This is a genomic window from Streptomyces sp. NPDC111516 (assembly GCF_055635345.1).
Map to the genome: position 1 here is coordinate 542,772 of NZ_JBVKBV010000001.1, position 15,970 is coordinate 558,741.

Here is a 15,970-nt window from a genome sequence, read left to right on the forward strand (position 1 = left end):
GACGTGGGGCTGAACCGGCCCAGGGTCCCGGCGTCCCCCCGTCGCAGAACCCGGTTCACGACATTCGCTGCCAGGGCCTGCACAGCCCCAGGAAGCAGGCCATCGCGCCCACCGCGCACACCAGTTGGACGACGGCCATCGGCACGGCGGTCCCCTCGCCCGCGATCCCGACGAGCGGCGAGGCGACGGCGCCGATGAGGAACGACGACGTGCCGAGCAGCGCGGACGCGGACCCGGCGGCGTGCTTCGTACGCATCAGGGCCTGCGCGTTCGTGTTCGGCATCGCGAGCCCCATCGCCGACATCAGTACGAAGAGCCCGGCGGCGACCGGGACCAGGCCCACGTCCCCGAAGACCCCGGTCGTCATCAGCAGCAGCGCGGCCGCGGCCAGCACGATGACCGAGAGGCCGAAGGCGAGCGCCTTGTCCAGGCTGATCCGGCCGACCAGCACCTTGCCGTTGATCTGGCCCACGATGATCAGGCCGACCGAGTTGATGCCGAAGAGCAGGCTGAAGGTCTGCGGCGAGGCCCCGTAGATCTCCTGCACGACGAACGGCGAGGCGCTCACGTAAGCGAAGAGGGCGGCGAAGGCGAGGCTGCCCGCGATCATGTAGCCGGTGAAGACCCGGTCGGCGAGCAGCCCGCGCATGGTGCGCAGCGCGTCGCCGATGCCGCCGGTGTGCCGGTCCTGCGGCGGCAGGGTCTCGTGCAGCCACCTCCAGACGACAAGGGTGAGCATCACGCCGACGACGGTGAGGACGGCGAAGATCCCCCGCCAGTCGGTGAACCGCAGCACCTGTCCGCCGATCAGCGGCGCGACGATCGGTGCGACGCCGGAGATCAGCATCAGCGTGGAGAAGAACCTGGCCATCTCCACGCCGTCGTACATGTCGCGCACCACGGCACGGGCGATGACGATCCCCGCCGCACCGGCCAGGCCCTGCAGGAGGCGGAAGCCGATGAGGAGTTCCGTGGTGGGGGCGAAGACGCAGATCGCGGTGGCGAGAACGTAGATGATCATGCCGAGGAGCAGCGGCCTGCGCCTCCCCCACCGGTCGCTCATCGGTCCGACGACGACCTGGCCGAGCGCCATGCCGGTGAGACAGGCGGTGAGGGTGAGCTGGACGGTCGCGGCGGGGGCGTGCAGGGACTCGGTGACCGCGGGAAGCGCCGGGAGGTACATGTCCATGGAGAGCGGCGGCAGTGCGGTGAGGCCGCCGAGGACCAGGGTGACGAGGAGTCCGGTGCGCCGGGCCGCTTCGGTGGCGGCGGGCGCAGCGGGCGCGGTCCCGCCCGCCGTCCCGGTGGTCGGTATGTGTGTACGTTCCTGCTGGGCCCGGCTCGCGCCGCTCTCCGGCATTCTCATCTCCATGTCGTTGAATCCGCATCTATGCTCTCAGCTCTGCCGGACTGGTCGAGACCTCTTTGGGGAGCAGGCATGACAGGCATGAGCAGGGCAGTGCGTTGGGGCGTGCTGGCGACGGGCGGTATCGCGGCGACGTTCACCGAGGATCTGCGGGCGATGCCGGACGCGGAGGTGGTGGCCGTCGCCTCCCGCACGGACGCCTCGGCGAAGGCGTTCGCGCAGCGGTTCGGGATACCCCGGGCGTACGGCAGCTGGGCGGAGCTCGCCGCCGACGACGAGGTCGATGTGGTGTACGTGGCGACGCCGCACTCGGCGCACCGGGAGGCGGCCGCGCTCTGTCTGGAGGCCGGAAAGCACGTGCTGTGCGAGAAGGCGTTCACGCTCAACGCGCGGGAGGCGGACGAGCTGGTGAAGCTCGCCCGGGACCGCGGCCTCTTCCTGATGGAGGCCATGTGGACGTACTGCAACCCGGTCATCCGGCGCATGACGGAGCTGGTGCGGGACGGCGCCATCGGCGATATCCGTACCGTGCAGGCCGACTTCGGGTTCGCGGGCGACTTCGGTCCCGAGCACCGGCTGCGCGACCCGGCGCTGGGCGGCGGCGCGCTGCTGGACCTCGGAGTCTATCCGGTGTCGTTCGCGCAGTTGCTGCTGGGCGAGCCGGACCGGGTGCAGGCCGACGCGCTGCTCTCCCCGGAAGGCGTCGACCTGAACACGGCCATGCTGCTGAGCTGGTCGGAGCTGGGCGCCTCGGCGCTGCTGAACTGTTCGCTCGTCGGGGACACGCCGGTGACCGCGACGGTCACCGGGACGAAGGGGCGGATCGACTTCCCGCACGGCTTCTTCTACCCGGAGCGGTTCGTGCTGCACCGGCCGGGGCGCGACCCGGAGGAGTTCACCGCGGGGGCGGCGGGCGAGGGGCTGCGCGGGATGCAGTTCGAGCAGGCCGAGGTGGCGCGGGCGCTGCGGGCGGGTGAGACGGAGTCTCCGCTGGTGCCGCTGGACGGTTCCCTCGCCGTGATGCGGACGCTCGACGCGGTACGTGAGCGCATCGGCGTCCGCTACCCGGCCGACGATCTCGGCTGACCGGCGCCCGTCCGTGGGGCGGGGCCTCAGAAGAGCTCACGCGGGCGTGAGGCCCTGGTGCCCCACCTCTGTGACGAACGATCCGGCCGTCGTGAGGGGCGCGCCGGGCGTGGTGACGCCGGACACCGTGCGGTAGTCGGCGCGCGCCCGCTGCGCGCCCAGCGTGATGACGGCGTATCCGCGACGGCCGTTGAAGAACTTCATGTGCGGGTTGGCCTGCATCTGGTTGTTCCAGCTCGCCGGCTTGTCCGAGCCGTTCCTGCCGCTGGTGATGGAGGTGGCGACGATCTCCGTGCCGACGGTGCGGGAGGCCGGGTCGTCGAAGTCCTGCTTCAGGTCGAGGCCGTAGCCGACGTGCACGTCGCCGGTCAGCACCATCAGGTTGTCGATTCCGGCGGCCTCGGCTCCCTTGAGGACCCGTTCCCGGGAGGCGGGGTAGCCGTCCCAGGCGTCCATCGACAGCAGATAGGCGTCGGTGGGGACGTTGCGCCGCTGGGCGAAGGCGACCTGCTGCGGTACGACGTTCCAGGTGGCGTGCGAGGCGCGCCAGCCGTCGAGCAGCCAGCGCTCCTGGGTGGCTCCGGTGAGGGTGCGCGAGGGGTCCTCGGACTCCGGTCCGGGCTTCTGCCAGCCGTCGCCGTACGCCTGGTCGCTGCGGTACTGACGGGTGTCGAGGATGTCGAACTGCGCTAGGCGGCCGAAGTGCAGGCGCCGGTAGAGCTTCATGTCCGGGCCGGTAGGCCGCTGCGGGGTGCGCAGCGGCTGGTTCTCCCAGTACGCCCGGTACGCGGCGGCGCGCCGCAGCAGGAATTCCGCCGGCGGTACGCCGTTCTCGGGGGTCTTGCCCGCGTAGTTGTTATCGGTCTCGTGGTCGTCCCAGGTGACGACGAAGGGGTGCGCGGCGTGGGCGGCGCGCAGATCGGGGTCGGACTTGTAGAGGCCGTAGCGCAGCCGGTAGTCCTCCAGCGTGACCGTCTCCCGGTTGAAGTGGGCGGGGAGCGTGCGGCTGGTGTCGTTACGGGCTCCGCCGGTCGCGTCGACGGCGTACTCGTAGAGGTAGTCACCGAGGTGGAAGACGACGTCGACGTCCTCCTGGGCGAGGTGCTTGTACGCGGTGAAGTAGCCGTCGTGGTAGGCCTGGCAGGAGACGGCGGCCAGGCTCAGCGCACTGTTGCGGGCACCTCTGGCCGGCGCGGTGCGGGTCCGGCCGGTGGGGCTGGTCCAGTTCCCCGTACGGAAGCGGTAGTAGAAGACGCGGTCCGCTTCAAGGCCCTTGATCTCGACGTGGACGCTGTGGTCGAACTCCGGGTGGGCGGTGGCCGATCCACGCCGGACGATGCGGGAGAAGCGCTTGTCGCGGGCGAGTTCCCAGCGCACCTGGACCCGGGCCCGGGGCAGTCCGCTGCCGCTCTCGTACGGGCGGGGCGCGAGTCTCGTCCACAGCAGGACCGAGTCGGGCAGCGGGTCGCCGGAGGCGACGCCGAGGGTGAACGGGCTCTCGCGGATCTTCCGGGCGTCCAGCTCGGCGGCGCTCGCGGCGCCCGCGGCCGGCAGGTTGACCGAGAAGGCGAGCGCGGCGGCGGCGCCGGTGACGGTGAGGAAGCGGCGGCGTCCGAGGTGCCTGGCGGCGTCGCGCAGCTCCTGCTGGTGCGATGAGTGCGTCATCTGTCCCTCCCCTGGCTGGTGGTGTACTCGGACAATGCACCGGGCCGGCGCATCGAGCGGCTGTCGTGTTCGCGTCGCTCGGGCGTTGCGCGGATGAGGAGTACAGCGGGAATGGATGCCCACGGCAAAGTGCGCATAAGCGGCGGAGACCATGATCACCAAGGTTGACCCTCCGTGGGGTGAACCCGCCGCCGCGTACGCCGCCTTGACCCCGTGTGGCCCCACGCGCCCTGTCGGGCGGGAGGGCGTACGCTGCGGCCCCATGAGCAACAAACTGTTGAATTCCGACTCGAAGACGGCAGTCGTGACGGGCGCGGGCTCCGGGATCGGCCGTGCGGTGGCGCTCGCCCTGACCGGCGCGGGCTGGTCGGTGGCGCTCGCGGGCCGACGGCCGGAACCCCTCGCCGACACCGCCGCGCTGGCCGGGGAGGGCGCCCGGGTGCTCACCGTCCCCGCCGATGTCTCGAGCCCCGGGGACGTGGACGCGCTCTTCTCCTCGGTACGGGAGTGCTTCGGCCGCCTGGATCTGCTCTTCAACAGTGCGCCCAAAACATCCCCCGATGGCCGACGTTACGGGACTGGTGACGCGGCGTCCGGGGCGGGCGGCGCTGCGCGCGATGCTTGCCAGGGGTCCGGCTCCCACACGGGATGCACCTGGACCTCACACCCGGCGCTTCCCTCGCCGTGCCGAACGAGCGCGACACGCCGCAGCAACTTCCGCAGCATGCCGTTTCTCTCGGCGACGTCCATGGCCGACCATGCGTCAACGACGCTCAGCACGAGCGGGATGTGTTCGGCGCGGTCCGGCAGCGTTTCCACCTCTGCGGGCAGCTCGGCGAGGATCTGCTCTGCCCGCTGCCGCTTGGCACGGATCTCGGCCACTGCGTCGTCGTACTCGCCGGGCCCGTAGTCGTCGGGGTTGGCAGCGTGGTCGGCGCGGAGCCTGGCAAGCGCCTTGCGCTCCTTGTCGACTTCGGCCTGTGCGCGGACGCGGGCGCGGGCGGTGTCGGCCTGCTCGCGGGCGGCGCGGTCGCGTGCATCCTCGACCGACGACGGCGGCGCAGCATCGATGCCCGCGGCGGCTTCCCGAGCAAGCCAGTTGAATACCTCGCGCTCGACAATGTCCCGGCGGACGTAGATGCCGTCACAGGCCAGTGGGCCAGACTTGGCTCGGATGGTGCACCGGTAGGACTGCCGTTTATTGGGGCCCCGCGTGCTGGTGATGGCTGTGCCCTTGCGGCATTGGGCGCACCTAACCAGGCCGGTGAGTTCGTAGAGGGCCACGCGAGATCGTGGCATGGTCGCACGGACGTGCTCGCGGCGCCGTAGGTACGCCTCCCATAGGCCCCAGTCGACCAACTCGTCGTGAGCGCCCTGAATGTGAACGCGGCGCCTGCATGTGCCGCTCACTTTGCCGCACCTGCATTCGGGGTCGTGCACGATGAGTAGGCCGGCGGGAAAGCCTGAGTCCATGTAGCGGGTGAGGGTGTCGGTGGACCATAGCGTGCCCTGTGTGGTGCGGTGGCCGGCGCGGTTGAGTCGGACGCTGAGGGTGCCGAATCCGTCGCCCTCGATGTACTGCCGGTACAGGTCGGCGATCACCGGCCCGTACTCGGGGTCGGTCTCGTAACGCTCTTTCTGGAGGCGGTAGCCATCGGGACTGGCGGGGTCGGGCACGATGCGGCGGTGCCAGATGTACCCGGACCGCTTGCGGCCCTGCGCTGGCAACCCCAGTTTGTACTTGCGGTGCTCGTGAGTCTCGCGCCACTGCTCCCCGGCGCGGTCCGACTCGAAAGCGCCGAATTCGAGGATCATGCCACGCTGAAAGCGCCCGACGGCGGTGGTTGCGTCGATGCGCTCGGTTGCGGATTCGAGCTGCCCGCCTGCCTTCTCCAGTCGGGCGAGCCACAGGGCGTTGCCCGTACGGTCGCGCCCGAATCGGGAGTATCGCCAGACAGCGACGCCCCGTGCCTCCCCTTCTTCGACGCGCTCAACGCACCGAGTGATCTTGCGCTTAAAGTGTCGGCCGGATTCGTCGAGGTCTTCGACCCATCGGACGATGCGGGCGCCAACGTCGCGGGCCCATCGGAGGATCGATTCCCGCTGTAGCTCGGGGCTGATCTTCTCTTCTTTCCACGTGCTGACGCGGACGTATCCGATGTATGGGGTCAGGCCGTCGTACGGGGTGAGGGAGTCGCCGTGGTGGGGCGGTGGCGCGGTGTCAGCCGGTGGCCGTGGTCTGGGTAGCACGGGGGGCCTTTCTGTGGGTATGGAACAGCCCCGGCGCGGTGCTGCTGCCGGGGCCTGCGTGGTGTGGGGGGTAGTCAGAGCGGGGTTGCTCTGTTGAGCGGGACCACCGGAGAAAGAATCAACTCGGTGTCTTGGGCCTGATGTTCACGGTAGAGGAGGTATCCGCGGTCGCGGGCCCATATGTAGAAGGCACGGCATGCGGCGGGTCCGGTGGCGAGTGTGGCGAGGAATCCGAAGATGGTGAGGGTGAGGCCGGTGTCGCTGACTGCGCCGGTCTCGCCGGTTGCCCTGGTGGTAAGTATGACCGTGACCCCGATGAGCTGAGTGAGTATGGCGGCGAGGGTGGCGAGGATGGCGGCGAGCTTTGGCACTGTGCTGGGCCTCTCTGAGGTGCTAGGGCTCCCGTCGTGAGGTGAGAGCCCGGATGAGCGCTAGTACGGCGGCGCGGTCCTCTTCGGTATGAACGCCGAGTGCGGCGAGGGCGTCGCGTTGGCTGATCTGTGCGGGTGTGGTGCCGGTGGGCAGTTCGTCGGCGGGGAGGTGGCCGGCGCGGACGAGTACGGCCCCGGTTGTGATGCCGAGGGCGCGCGCGATTTTGCCGCACGTCTTGATGTCGGGCACGGCGGTGTCGCGTAGGACGCGGGAAACAATGGCGGGTCCGAGGCCAGCCTTTTCAGCGAAGGAGCGGCGCCCGCCGCCGCGTTCGCGTAGGTCGTAGCCGCGTGCGATGAGTTCTCGGGAGAGCCAGGCGCCGAAGGTCTCTTCTTCGGTGGGTCTTTGCGTGCCTTTGGTCATGACCGCACTGTATCGCGGGCGAGACATGTATCTCAGGCGGAACTGTGGTTGTGAACATCCCTTTACCCTCCCGTGCGCCCGCCGAGGGGGCGTCATGGGGCCGACAGTATCCGGTAATTGTTCGAATACGCAACGTACTCCCCCGGGCGTGCACTCGGTAGGTGTCGCACTGGGATTCGAACATTGCGTTCACGGGGTGACCGGCAAGGGCCGCGCCGCTTCACATCATCTCCACAGGACCACCTAATTCCGCGCCCGATCGGTACGTGCTATGTTCCTACCGAGGTCGATACGGACCGACCACGGAAGTGAGCACTTGCATGCAGTACGACCGCACCCTCCTCCGCCGCGCCGCTCAGGGCACTGGGGACCACACCGCCGCCGACGTCGCACGCCGTCTCGGAGTCGGCCGAATGGCCGCGTGGCGCCTCTGGAACGGCCACGGAACCCCGTCTGCCGCCACCGCCGCCGCCGTCGAACGCGCCTACGGCGTCCCCGCCACCGCGCTTATCAAGCCCCTCCCCGAGAGCGAGGCCGCGGCATGAACGACGTCATCCCCCGCGCACAGGCATTCGCTGCCGCGCGTGCCGTCCTCGACGCCGCGCTCAACCGGATCGCCCGCGACCGCGCCGCCGGCCGCCTCTCCCCCGAACACGAACTGACCATCCGCCGCGCCGAGCGCGAACAGCAGCGAGCGCACCGCGCCGCCGCCTGACCCACAAAAAGGGCCGCCCGGATGCGACCCGGACGACCCACACGACCCGTGAGGAGACACGAATCGTGAACACCCCGCAGAGTACCCGCCGCCCGCTCCGTGGCGCTCTCGCCATCTACGGCGCCCGCTCCGCCCGCCAGCACCTCGCCCGCACCGCTGCGATCGGCCGCCAGCTCGACCTGATCGCCCCCGGCACAGCCGAGGTACGCATCGTGCCCGTCTGCGTCGACGACCGACCCCACACGCGGGCAGTGCTGCTCAACGACCTCGCCCAGCCGGTTACCACCGGCCACGACGCCCGCGCCGCCGCCGCTCGGCTGCTGCGCCACATGTTCCCCCGCGCGGACTGGTCGACCCCGCAGCGGTACGACGTCCACACCGGACACCTCACCCCTGACGCGCCGACCGTCCCGGCCGCTCCCGGCATCGACACCGCCGAGGCCGCCCGATGATGCGCCCCGGACTCACCGCCGACGGCCTCGCCGTCCGTGTGCCGGTCAGCGAAACGCTGCTCGCCCCGCTCCTCGATGACCTCGCCGTCGCGTACGCCGAGGACCCCGAGACCGTCGGCCGCCTGCTCGCCGCACACGCCAAATCGGTGCTCGCCCTCGACCACGCAGCCGCGTCTGACGACGTGCCCGACTACGAACGGTCGATGCGCGCCGCAATGGCGGACGGATCCCGCGAAGCGCTGCTCGCCGAACTGCCCGCCGAGCACGCCGACCCGCTGCTGTCCCCGGACGCCGCTATCACCCTCGCCGGACGGTTGACCCGCCTCGCCGGACACATCCGCCACACCCGAAAGGCCACCCCGTGACCATCGCCCCCGCCGAACGGCCGCAGACCCCCGCCACGTACACCGCCGCCCGCACCGCCCACGGCGGCGCCCTGTCCCTCTCGCACATGTCGCCCCGCGAGGCGTGGACGTTCTGTGAGTCCCTGGCCGCTACCCCGCTGCTTCCCGACGCCTACCGCAAGCAGCCCGCTTCGGTGTTGTGGGCGATGGAGTACGGGCGCGCGCTCGGTCTCGACGTCGTCACCACCATCACGACGATTCACGTGATCAAGGGCAAGCCGTGCCAGTCCGCGGACCTGATGTTGGGCCGCGCTCGGTCGGCCGGCCACCGCGTCCGGATCAAGTCGGAACGCACGCAGTGCGTCGTGTCGATCCAGCGACACGACGACCCCGACGACGAGACCGTGATCGAGTGGACCCTCGACGACGCGGTAACCGCCGGTCTGTGCGAGATGCGGAACGGCCGGACGTACGCCCGTGACCAGAAGGGTCAGCCGACGCCGTGGGAGAAGTTCCCGCGCGCCATGCTGCGGGCCCGCGCCATCGCCGAATGCGTGCGGTCGGCGTGCCCCGAGGTACTGCACGGCGCGATCTACACGCCCGAGGAGTTGGGCGAGGTCGTCGACCAGGACGGCAACCCCGTTGTCGTTGTCGAGCGGGTCGACGCCCCGGTTCAGCAGGCCGCCACGGTGGTGCAGTCGACGCCGAACCCGCCCCCGGCACCGGCCCGCGACTACCTCGCCGAGGCCATGAACGAGACGAACTGGGAAGCCGTCGGCGGAATCATGGACGACGCCCGCGACGCAGGCGCCCCCGCGCGCTTCCTGGCCATGCTGGAAGACATCCGGACCGCGCACAGCGCGCAGGACGTCGCCGCCGTACGGGAGTTGCACCGCCGGTTGCAGGAGGCCGGGGCCGAGGCCGCGCACCTCGCCCGTATCGCAACGATCGGCGCGACGAAGCCCGGGGCGAAGGCCCCGGAGCAGGCGCCAGCCGAGGCGCCCTACCCGTTCGGCGAGGCTCCGGCCGACGACGGTTACCGAGCCGCGCCCGACCTCGCTGAACACGCCGCTGCCAAGGCCGAGCAGGCATTGCGCATCGCCGCGTCGAAGGCCAACCTCCCCACCCTCGACGCCGACTTTCAGATGGTCTACGGCCTGCCCATCGAGCAGGCCAACGCCCAGCAACTCGACACGTTCCGCGAGCGCATCGAGGCCGCCGGAGGTGCCCAGTGACCAGCATCGAGGAGAGGCCGCAAGCACCCGACCCGACGTACCTCGCCGCCCTACTCCGCCACCGCCAGGCCATGAAAGCCCAGCTCGACCGCGCCGAGGAACTTTTCGCCGACGTCGACGCCGACGCGACCGCGCTGCTCGCCCAGCAGTACAAGGCCACCAAGAGCACGAAGACGGACATCACGCTTCCCGACGACGTGACGAAGTTCGGGACCGTGACCCGCGTAGGGGGCGAGGCCGAAGCGCAGGTGACCGACCGCGCCGCGTTCCACGCCTGGGTGCGGGACACCTACCCGGACCACTGGAGTTTCAAGGTCATCCCGGCCCGCACAGAGACCGTCGTTGATGGGGCGTTTGCCGATCAGGTGTTGTCCGCCGTGACCGCGGCGAACACCGTCGAGTACGCCGACCCGGCCACGGGTGTGGTGCACGAGGTGCCGGGGGTGTCGATCCGGCCGACGCGCCGCGCGTACTTCCGGTGGTTGTTCACGCGGTCGAGCAAGCGGCAGCCGCTCGACGGCCGTGAGTTGGCCGCGCAGGCGATCCAGGCCGGACAGATCAGCACCGACACGCCGCCCGCGCTCCCCGCGGCCGAGCCGCCGGCCGACGCCGAGCCCGCCAACCAGTAACCCGCCGTACGGGCCGCCCCACCACCGGGGCGGCCCCCGCGAAAGGCATCCCATGCGCATCACACTTATGACCGCCGAACAGCGCAACACCCTCGCCACCGAACTCGGTATGCAGCACCCCGCCGCGCCCGAACTGGTCGCCGCGACCGTCGCCTGTGCGACCGGCGTACTCCGCAGCGACGTCCGCGCCATCGCCGCCCGCCTGATCGAGGTCGAGCAGCTGCTCACCACCACCCGCCACACCCTCGCCACCGTCATCTACGCCGCCAACAGCGGCGACGACTACGACATGTCCGACCTGATGTGGGAGCTGGAAAAGGCCGGAGTCGGCATACAGGCCGAGCTGGACCAAGCCGACGCCGCCGCGACCGCCGAGGCCCAAGCGGAGGCACTGCGATGAAGCGGATCATCCCGGCCGACACCCTCGACACCGCCCGCAGCCTGATCACCGGCCGCCAGCACACCGACCGCGCCATAGCCCGCATCACCGGCATGCACTTCACCACCGTCGCCCGGTACCGCCGCCTGCTCAGCCTCCCCCGCATCCCGCAGCCCGACAAGACCGCCGGGACCGTCGAGGAGCAGTGGCGCCGCCGCGTACGCCCTGCCGCCGACGGCCACATGGAGTGGACCGGTGCCCTGAACACGGCCGGGATACCGACGTTCAGCTACCGCGGCGCCCCGATCAGCGCCCGCGCGATCGCGTTCCGCATCCGTACCGGCCGGACCCCGGTCGGCTACGTCAAATCCGTGTGCGACCACCCCGGATGCGTCGCCCCCCGGTGCGTCGAGGACAAGCCCGGCCGCGACCGCCTCGCCCAGCTGCTCGCCGCCGTCGGTGGCCCCTGGTGACCGCCGCCGCCCGCCTCGACCGGGCCCGCCGCCACCTCGACACCCCGCCGGCCGCTCCGGTGGCCGGACAGCTGGCAGTCGAGGTTCCCGAGGACCGGCCGCCCCGTGTGTGCGAGCACGGCAACCCGCGGTGTGGAGCCGTCCCGGTCCACCCGTACCCGTGCGGGCCCAGGTGCGAGCAGCACCAGCCGAGCATCACCCGCCCCTACTACACCCAGGAGCAGCCGTGAGGGCGTTCTACCGCGGCTACAGCAGCCGCTCCGGCCACCGCGCCACCCAGGTGCGCCGCCTCCACATCATGCGCGAGGACGGCAGATTTCCCGGCCGGTCCGGCGAGTGCGGCACCGCTGGTTGGCCCGTCACCGACTCCCCTGCCGTCATCCTCGACCCTCTGCCCGCCACCCCGCCCGAGGGGCTGGAGTGGTGCCCCGCATGCGTCGGCCGCGCCGCCGAACGCCGCGGCCTGCTCGCCCAGTTCGCCGCCACTCTCGCCACCCCGCAGTAGCCCCCGCACGCCCCGGGGCGAGGACGAGCCGCCGCGCCCCTCGCCCCGGGCGCCACACCCCACCCGCACCACGAAAGAAGCCGTTCACGTGGCCCGCATCCGCACCATCAAGCCCGAGTTCTTCACCTCACTCACCATCGCCGACCTCACCCCCGAACAGCGGCTGACCTTCATCGGCCTGTGGACCCACGTGGATGACGAGGGCCGATGCGTCGACGACGCCCGGCTCATCAAGGCAGCTGTCTGGCCGCTCGACGACCGCACCGCCGCCGACGTCGAGGGCGACTTGAAGGCACTCACTGAGTCCTCACTGATCGCTCGTTACACGCTCACGCGGAAGTCGTACATCGCCGTCACGGGGTGGCAGGAACACCAGCGCATCAACCGGCCGACAAAAAGCAAGTACCCCGCCCCCGACCAGGGCGAATCTGCCCCCGCGCCCGCCCCCACCTGCGGTAATGAGGACTCATCGAGCACTCACACACAACTCAGTGAGGACTCATCGCAGGAAAGGAACAGGGAACAGGGAAAGGAACAGGGAACAGGGAACACGTCGGAGACCGCTCCGCGGACCCCCGACCCGACGCCGGACCGTGAAGACGTCGAACGCCTCTGCGCCCACCTCGCCGACCGCATCGAGCAGAACGGCAGCAAGCGCCCCACAATCACGAAGTCGTGGCGGACCGCGGCCCGGCTGCTGCTCGACAAGGACGGCCGCACTGAGGAGCAGGTACACGGCTGTATCGACTGGTGCCAGGACTCCGACTTTTGGCGCTCGAACGTGATGAGCATGCCGAAGCTCCGCGAGAAGTACGACACGTTGAGGCTCCAGGCGACCCGCCCCGGCCCCGGTAGCAACGTCGTCCCCATCGGTACCGCCGTCGGCCGCCCCTCGACCACCGACCAGCGCGTAGCCGAGGGCATGACCCTCGCCGCGCGTCTCCGCGCCCAGGAGGCCGCACAGTGACCCCCGCAGACGCTGCCGAACTGCTCACCCTCGCCGCCGCATTCGACCGCCGCACCGTCGGAGAAGCCGACGCCCGCGCATGGGCCGCCGCCCTCAACGCCATGCCGCTCGACGACGACACCCGCGCCGCCGTAGCCCGCCACTACGCCGAAACGTCCGACTGGCTCACCCCGGCCCACGTCCGCCAGCAGCGCCACAAGATCCGGGCCGAGCGAGTTGCCGCGACCACCGTCGTCTACGACGGCCGGCCTGGTGAGACTGGCGCCGAGTCCATCGCCCGCCGCCGAGCCCTGCTCAACGCCATCGCCGACGGCCGCATTGCCCCGCAGTCCGCCTCACAGGCCGTCGGTTTCTCCGAGGACCGCCCGGCACTTCCCAGCGGAGTCACCCGCGAGGAGCGCGAAGCGTTCGCCGCCGAACGCCTTGCCGCGCTCGGCGACTACGTGCCGCGCACCGTAACCGACGACCTTGCCGAGTACCGGCCCGTACGCGCCGAGCGTGAATCGCTCGCCCAGCACGGCCAGCCTGACCCGCTCGACGTCCGGTGCCCCTACGACCCGTGCCGCGCCGAGGCCGGCCAGCCGTGCCGCATGGGCAAGAACGGCGCCAAGCGCCGCGCTACCCCCCACCCGACCCGCCTTGAACTCGCCGACGCCCGCCACGCCATACGCCAGGAGCAGCCCGCATGAACCGCCAGAAGCACCCCGGCCGCACGTACAAGCGCAAGGCGAACACCGGCGACCGCACCCGCGGCAGCAACCGCACGTGGCGCATCACCGCGTCATGGGACGCCCGACCCGACCGCCCCGCCGTCCGCACCACATCGGACCGCAAAGCCCGCGACCGCATGGCCGCCGAGTTCGCCGAGCAGGGCGGATACGTCATCGTCGAGGAAGCCCACGGGTTCGAGTGGCGCACCGTCCGCGAGATTGACGGCCCCGCCCAACTCGACGCCCGCGACCGCGCCGAGCGGCAGCAGCGCGAAGCCGAGGAGCGCGACGAACGGCACCGCGCCGACTACGAGCGGCAGTTGCTCCAGAACGTCACCGCCCACGCCTACGCCGCCGCCGACGCGTTCGACGACATGGCCCGCATCATGCGCCGCCCACCCATCGCCCGCGCCGCCACCGGCCAAACCACCGCCCGCCACATCACCGGCAGCCAGCGATGATCCCCGACGCCGTCGCCGCAGTCATCGCCGCGACCATCCGAGACCACCCCGGCAGCAGCCCCGAAGCAGTCGCCAGAAGCGCCGTAGCCGCCCTCGACCGCGAGGGATGGCACATCACCGCCCCCGACGTCATCGCAGCCGTTCTACGGGCCGCATAGCCCCTCACGCAGGGGGCACCCCACCAACTCACCCCGGGCGCCCCCTCCATGGTAGATTCCGACCGCGATCGATACACACCGACCGCACACGAACCGAGAGCCACGCTCAGACCAAAGGAGCCGCCCCACATGGCAGGCGAAACCGTCATCACGATCACGGGCAACCTGGTCGACGACCCCGAACTCAAGTTCACCCCCGCCGGCCACGCCGTCGCCAAATTCCGCGTCGCCTCCACCCCCCGCACGTTCGACAAGTCGACGAACGAATGGAAGGACGGAGAGGGACTATTCCTCACCGTCTCCGCGTGGCGATCCCTTGGCGAGAACTGCGCCGAATCGCTCCAGCGCGGCATGCGCGTCATCGTCCGCGGCCAGCTCAAACAGCGCTCGTACGAGGACCGCGAAGGCGTCAAGCGCACCGTTTACGAGATCGACGCCGAGGAAGTCGGCCCGTCGCTCAAGAACGCGACCGCCGCCGTCACCAAGACCAACGGCAACAACCGCGGCCAGCAGCAGCCCAGCAACGGCGGCTACGCACAGCAGCAGCCCGCCAACAACCCATGGGACCAGCAGCAGCCCCAACAGCCCCCGCAGCACGGCCAGGGATGGGGACAGCAGCAGAACACCCCCGAACCCCCCTTCTGACCTACCCCGTGTCCGCCGTCCGGTCGCGGTCGGCGCCGCGCGCGCGAGCAACCCGCGCACCCCTCGCACTCCACATCCGAGAGGAACCCATGAACGCCCAGCACACCCCGCTCTGCGGCTCCGTCCGTGACGTACTTCCGTGCGTCCTAGCCGAGGACCACGGCGGCCCCGTCCACGAGGACGCGAACGGCTACAGGTGGCCGACCGCCACCGCGCTGCACCAGGCCGCCGAGGAGCTGCGTCCGGCCGGCCTCGATGCGCTGCTCGGCTACGTCGCCGCCAACCTCCCCGCCGACACCGACGCGCACACCGCGTTCGTACAGACCGGCATGACGCCGATGGGAGGCCGCGCCGAACTCCGCATCGAGGGACAACAGCCGCTCATCGGCCGGTACTGCGGCGCCGGAATGCGCAAGGACCAGAGCAGCGGACTACTGATTATCGAACCGATGCTCACGTTCGAGCACGCCGAGTCGGACGGCCCCGAGCCCGCCACCGAGCAGCCCGCGCCGCTCACGTCCGCCAAGCTCGCCCGCACCGCCCAGCAGGCCGCCGCCGAGCAGCGCGACAACATCACCTTCAACCGCGGCGACACGCTCGCCGCCGTCCGTGACGCGCTACTCGATGTCGACGCCCACACCCCCGAGACCGCGCTCGCCGCCGCCCGCGTGCTGCTCGCCGCCCACACCCGCGTACTCGTCGCCGAGGCCCGCAAGTACGCCACCGAGCAGGGCAAGGAGATGCGGGAGGCCCGCGACCGTACCCGCGTCTCCCAGTGCGCGGGCATGCGCCGCATCGCCGCATGGCTCGACGTCCGCGCCGACACCCTCGACGAGGCTGGCCGATGAGCACCGTGACCACGTGGCCCCGCCTGTACGGCCGCCGCAACGCCGCCCGCGCCGAAGCCGACCGCCTCGCCCAGCAGGGCCACCACGTCCACTACGTCGCCGAGGGCGAAACCCGATGCCACACCGGCCACTGCACCCGCGAGGAGGCGCAGCGATGACCAGCCTCGCCGCCGCGTTCCGTGCCCGACGTGACCGGCGCATCCTCGCCAGCCTTCCCCCGGTCACCGTCCCCAACGAGCAGCAGGACCCCGACTTTTGCTGGACGTGCATGCGTAAGTGCGGCTCCC

General features: G+C 70.7%; 23 protein-coding genes and 1 pseudogene. 19 read left to right on the forward strand and 5 right to left on the reverse strand.

The genetic code is table 11. The annotated features are described in order from the left end of the window. Positions 1-55: 55 nt before the first annotated feature. Complete coding sequence (locus ACZ7L9_RS02460; RefSeq protein WP_471411806.1) at positions 56-1,360, reverse strand: multidrug effflux MFS transporter; 1,305 nt, start codon at positions 1,358-1,360, stop codon at positions 56-58. Positions 1,361-1,447: 87 nt separating this feature from the next. Here ACZ7L9_RS02460 and ACZ7L9_RS02465 point away from each other — a divergent pair, with 87 nt between their 5' ends. Further along, positions 1,448-2,452 (forward strand): Gfo/Idh/MocA family protein, encoded by a 1,005-nt coding sequence (locus ACZ7L9_RS02465; protein WP_471411808.1) that lies wholly within the window; start codon positions 1,448-1,450, stop codon positions 2,450-2,452. Between the two features lie 36 nt (positions 2,453-2,488). Here the strand turns inward: ACZ7L9_RS02465 and ACZ7L9_RS02470 are convergent, their stop codons facing one another. Further along, positions 2,489-4,117: an alkaline phosphatase D family protein gene (locus tag ACZ7L9_RS02470; protein ID WP_471411811.1), complete on the reverse strand. Its 1,629-nt coding sequence runs from the start codon at positions 4,115-4,117 to the stop codon at positions 2,489-2,491. Positions 4,118-4,379: 262 nt separating this feature from the next. Between ACZ7L9_RS02470 and ACZ7L9_RS02475 the strand changes: the two are divergent. After that, positions 4,380-4,682: pseudogene (locus ACZ7L9_RS02475) on the forward strand (SDR family oxidoreductase); the annotation flags it as partial. Between the two features lie 5 nt (positions 4,683-4,687). Here ACZ7L9_RS02475 and ACZ7L9_RS02480 read toward each other — a convergent pair. The 3 genes from ACZ7L9_RS02480 to ACZ7L9_RS02490 all read right to left on the reverse strand — a co-directional run bounded on the left by ACZ7L9_RS02480 (position 4,688) and on the right by ACZ7L9_RS02490 (position 7,162). Next, positions 4,688-6,367: a recombinase family protein gene (locus tag ACZ7L9_RS02480; RefSeq protein ID WP_471411813.1), complete on the reverse strand. Its 1,680-nt coding sequence runs from the start codon at positions 6,365-6,367 to the stop codon at positions 4,688-4,690. 74 nt (positions 6,368-6,441) lie between these two features. After that, positions 6,442-6,738 carry a hypothetical protein gene (locus tag ACZ7L9_RS02485; RefSeq protein ID WP_471411815.1) on the reverse strand — a complete coding sequence of 99 codons (297 nt, stop codon included), beginning with the start codon at positions 6,736-6,738 and terminating at the stop codon, positions 6,442-6,444. 22 nt (positions 6,739-6,760) lie between these two features. Then, complete coding sequence (locus ACZ7L9_RS02490; RefSeq protein ID WP_471411818.1) at positions 6,761-7,162, reverse strand: helix-turn-helix domain-containing protein; 402 nt, start codon at positions 7,160-7,162, stop codon at positions 6,761-6,763. Between the two features lie 320 nt (positions 7,163-7,482). Here ACZ7L9_RS02490 and ACZ7L9_RS02495 point away from each other — a divergent pair, with 320 nt between their 5' ends. From ACZ7L9_RS02495 to ACZ7L9_RS02575, 17 genes are all read left to right on the forward strand, one after another. Further along, on the forward strand, positions 7,483-7,707 hold the full coding sequence (locus ACZ7L9_RS02495; protein WP_471411820.1) for a helix-turn-helix domain-containing protein: 225 nt from the start codon (positions 7,483-7,485) through the stop codon (positions 7,705-7,707). After that, entirely contained in the window at positions 7,704-7,877 is a 174-nt protein-coding gene (locus ACZ7L9_RS02500; RefSeq protein WP_471411823.1) for a hypothetical protein, read from the forward strand. The genes ACZ7L9_RS02495 and ACZ7L9_RS02500 overlap by 4 nt, the downstream gene beginning before the upstream one ends. A gap of 65 nt (positions 7,878-7,942) precedes the next feature. Continuing rightward, positions 7,943-8,329: a hypothetical protein gene (locus ACZ7L9_RS02505; RefSeq protein WP_471411826.1), complete on the forward strand. Its 387-nt coding sequence runs from the start codon at positions 7,943-7,945 to the stop codon at positions 8,327-8,329. Beyond that, positions 8,326-8,694 (forward strand): hypothetical protein, encoded by a 369-nt coding sequence (locus tag ACZ7L9_RS02510; RefSeq protein WP_471411828.1) that lies wholly within the window; start codon positions 8,326-8,328, stop codon positions 8,692-8,694. Before ACZ7L9_RS02505 ends, ACZ7L9_RS02510 begins: the two co-directional genes overlap by 4 nt. Continuing rightward, positions 8,691-9,908, forward strand: a complete 1,218-nt coding sequence (locus ACZ7L9_RS02515) for a recombinase RecT (protein WP_471411830.1) — start codon at positions 8,691-8,693, stop codon at positions 9,906-9,908. The genes ACZ7L9_RS02510 and ACZ7L9_RS02515 overlap by 4 nt, the downstream gene beginning before the upstream one ends. Next, the gene (locus ACZ7L9_RS02520; protein ID WP_471411833.1) at positions 9,905-10,537 is read left to right on the forward strand and encodes a hypothetical protein; all 633 of its coding nucleotides are present in this window, start codon (positions 9,905-9,907) and stop codon (positions 10,535-10,537) included. The genes ACZ7L9_RS02515 and ACZ7L9_RS02520 overlap by 4 nt, the downstream gene beginning before the upstream one ends. Before the next feature lie 52 nt (positions 10,538-10,589). After that, a complete protein-coding gene (locus tag ACZ7L9_RS02525; RefSeq protein ID WP_471411835.1) occupies positions 10,590-10,937 on the forward strand; it encodes a hypothetical protein in 348 nt (115 codons plus the stop codon). Further along, positions 10,934-11,389 carry a hypothetical protein gene (locus tag ACZ7L9_RS02530; protein WP_471411836.1) on the forward strand — a complete coding sequence of 152 codons (456 nt, stop codon included), beginning with the start codon at positions 10,934-10,936 and terminating at the stop codon, positions 11,387-11,389. The genes ACZ7L9_RS02525 and ACZ7L9_RS02530 overlap by 4 nt, the downstream gene beginning before the upstream one ends. Next, positions 11,386-11,619 carry an aromatic ring-opening dioxygenase LigA gene (locus tag ACZ7L9_RS02535; protein WP_471411839.1) on the forward strand — a complete coding sequence of 78 codons (234 nt, stop codon included), beginning with the start codon at positions 11,386-11,388 and terminating at the stop codon, positions 11,617-11,619. The genes ACZ7L9_RS02530 and ACZ7L9_RS02535 overlap by 4 nt, the downstream gene beginning before the upstream one ends. Next, positions 11,616-11,894 (forward strand): hypothetical protein, encoded by a 279-nt coding sequence (locus ACZ7L9_RS02540; protein WP_471411840.1) that lies wholly within the window; start codon positions 11,616-11,618, stop codon positions 11,892-11,894. Before ACZ7L9_RS02535 ends, ACZ7L9_RS02540 begins: the two co-directional genes overlap by 4 nt. Before the next feature lie 88 nt (positions 11,895-11,982). Beyond that, positions 11,983-12,861 carry a hypothetical protein gene (locus tag ACZ7L9_RS02545; protein ID WP_471411842.1) on the forward strand — a complete coding sequence of 293 codons (879 nt, stop codon included), beginning with the start codon at positions 11,983-11,985 and terminating at the stop codon, positions 12,859-12,861. Beyond that, positions 12,858-13,550 (forward strand): zinc finger domain-containing protein, encoded by a 693-nt coding sequence (locus ACZ7L9_RS02550; protein WP_471411844.1) that lies wholly within the window; start codon positions 12,858-12,860, stop codon positions 13,548-13,550. The genes ACZ7L9_RS02545 and ACZ7L9_RS02550 overlap by 4 nt, the downstream gene beginning before the upstream one ends. Further along, a complete protein-coding gene (locus ACZ7L9_RS02555; RefSeq protein ID WP_471411847.1) occupies positions 13,547-14,032 on the forward strand; it encodes a hypothetical protein in 486 nt (161 codons plus the stop codon). The genes ACZ7L9_RS02550 and ACZ7L9_RS02555 overlap by 4 nt, the downstream gene beginning before the upstream one ends. Then, a complete protein-coding gene (locus ACZ7L9_RS02560) occupies positions 14,029-14,190 on the forward strand; it encodes a hypothetical protein (RefSeq protein ID WP_471411849.1) in 162 nt (53 codons plus the stop codon). Before ACZ7L9_RS02555 ends, ACZ7L9_RS02560 begins: the two co-directional genes overlap by 4 nt. A 129-nt stretch (positions 14,191-14,319) precedes the next feature. Then, positions 14,320-14,835: a single-stranded DNA-binding protein gene (locus tag ACZ7L9_RS02565; RefSeq protein WP_471411851.1), complete on the forward strand. Its 516-nt coding sequence runs from the start codon at positions 14,320-14,322 to the stop codon at positions 14,833-14,835. 89 nt (positions 14,836-14,924) lie between these two features. Further along, positions 14,925-15,683, forward strand: a complete 759-nt coding sequence (locus ACZ7L9_RS02570; RefSeq protein ID WP_471411853.1) for a hypothetical protein — start codon at positions 14,925-14,927, stop codon at positions 15,681-15,683. Next, positions 15,680-15,841 carry a hypothetical protein gene (locus tag ACZ7L9_RS02575; RefSeq protein ID WP_471411855.1) on the forward strand — a complete coding sequence of 54 codons (162 nt, stop codon included), beginning with the start codon at positions 15,680-15,682 and terminating at the stop codon, positions 15,839-15,841. Before ACZ7L9_RS02570 ends, ACZ7L9_RS02575 begins: the two co-directional genes overlap by 4 nt. The last annotated feature ends 129 nt before the right edge of the window (positions 15,842-15,970 follow it).

What these genes read in the sequence shown, in the direction of transcription:
- ACZ7L9_RS02460 (WP_471411806.1), bottom strand. Translation starts at nt 1,360, where the DNA reads ATGCCGGAGAGCGGCGCGAGCCGGGCCCAGCAGGAACGTACACACATA.
- ACZ7L9_RS02465 (WP_471411808.1), top strand. Translation starts at nt 1,448, where the DNA reads ATGAGCAGGGCAGTGCGTTGGGGCGTGCTGGCGACGGGCGGTATCGCG.
- ACZ7L9_RS02470 (WP_471411811.1), bottom strand. Translation starts at nt 4,117, where the DNA reads ATGACGCACTCATCGCACCAGCAGGAGCTGCGCGACGCCGCCAGGCAC.
- ACZ7L9_RS02490 (WP_471411818.1), bottom strand. Translation starts at nt 7,162, where the DNA reads ATGACCAAAGGCACGCAAAGACCCACCGAAGAAGAGACCTTCGGCGCC.
- ACZ7L9_RS02495 (WP_471411820.1), top strand. Translation starts at nt 7,483, where the DNA reads ATGCAGTACGACCGCACCCTCCTCCGCCGCGCCGCTCAGGGCACTGGG.
- ACZ7L9_RS02500 (WP_471411823.1), top strand. Translation starts at nt 7,704, where the DNA reads ATGAACGACGTCATCCCCCGCGCACAGGCATTCGCTGCCGCGCGTGCC.
- ACZ7L9_RS02510 (WP_471411828.1), top strand. Translation starts at nt 8,326, where the DNA reads ATGATGCGCCCCGGACTCACCGCCGACGGCCTCGCCGTCCGTGTGCCG.
- ACZ7L9_RS02525 (WP_471411835.1), top strand. Translation starts at nt 10,590, where the DNA reads ATGCGCATCACACTTATGACCGCCGAACAGCGCAACACCCTCGCCACC.
- ACZ7L9_RS02530 (WP_471411836.1), top strand. Translation starts at nt 10,934, where the DNA reads ATGAAGCGGATCATCCCGGCCGACACCCTCGACACCGCCCGCAGCCTG.
- ACZ7L9_RS02555 (WP_471411847.1), top strand. Translation starts at nt 13,547, where the DNA reads ATGAACCGCCAGAAGCACCCCGGCCGCACGTACAAGCGCAAGGCGAAC.
- ACZ7L9_RS02560 (WP_471411849.1), top strand. Translation starts at nt 14,029, where the DNA reads ATGATCCCCGACGCCGTCGCCGCAGTCATCGCCGCGACCATCCGAGAC.
- ACZ7L9_RS02565 (WP_471411851.1), top strand. Translation starts at nt 14,320, where the DNA reads ATGGCAGGCGAAACCGTCATCACGATCACGGGCAACCTGGTCGACGAC.
- ACZ7L9_RS02570 (WP_471411853.1), top strand. Translation starts at nt 14,925, where the DNA reads ATGAACGCCCAGCACACCCCGCTCTGCGGCTCCGTCCGTGACGTACTT.
- ACZ7L9_RS02575 (WP_471411855.1), top strand. Translation starts at nt 15,680, where the DNA reads ATGAGCACCGTGACCACGTGGCCCCGCCTGTACGGCCGCCGCAACGCC.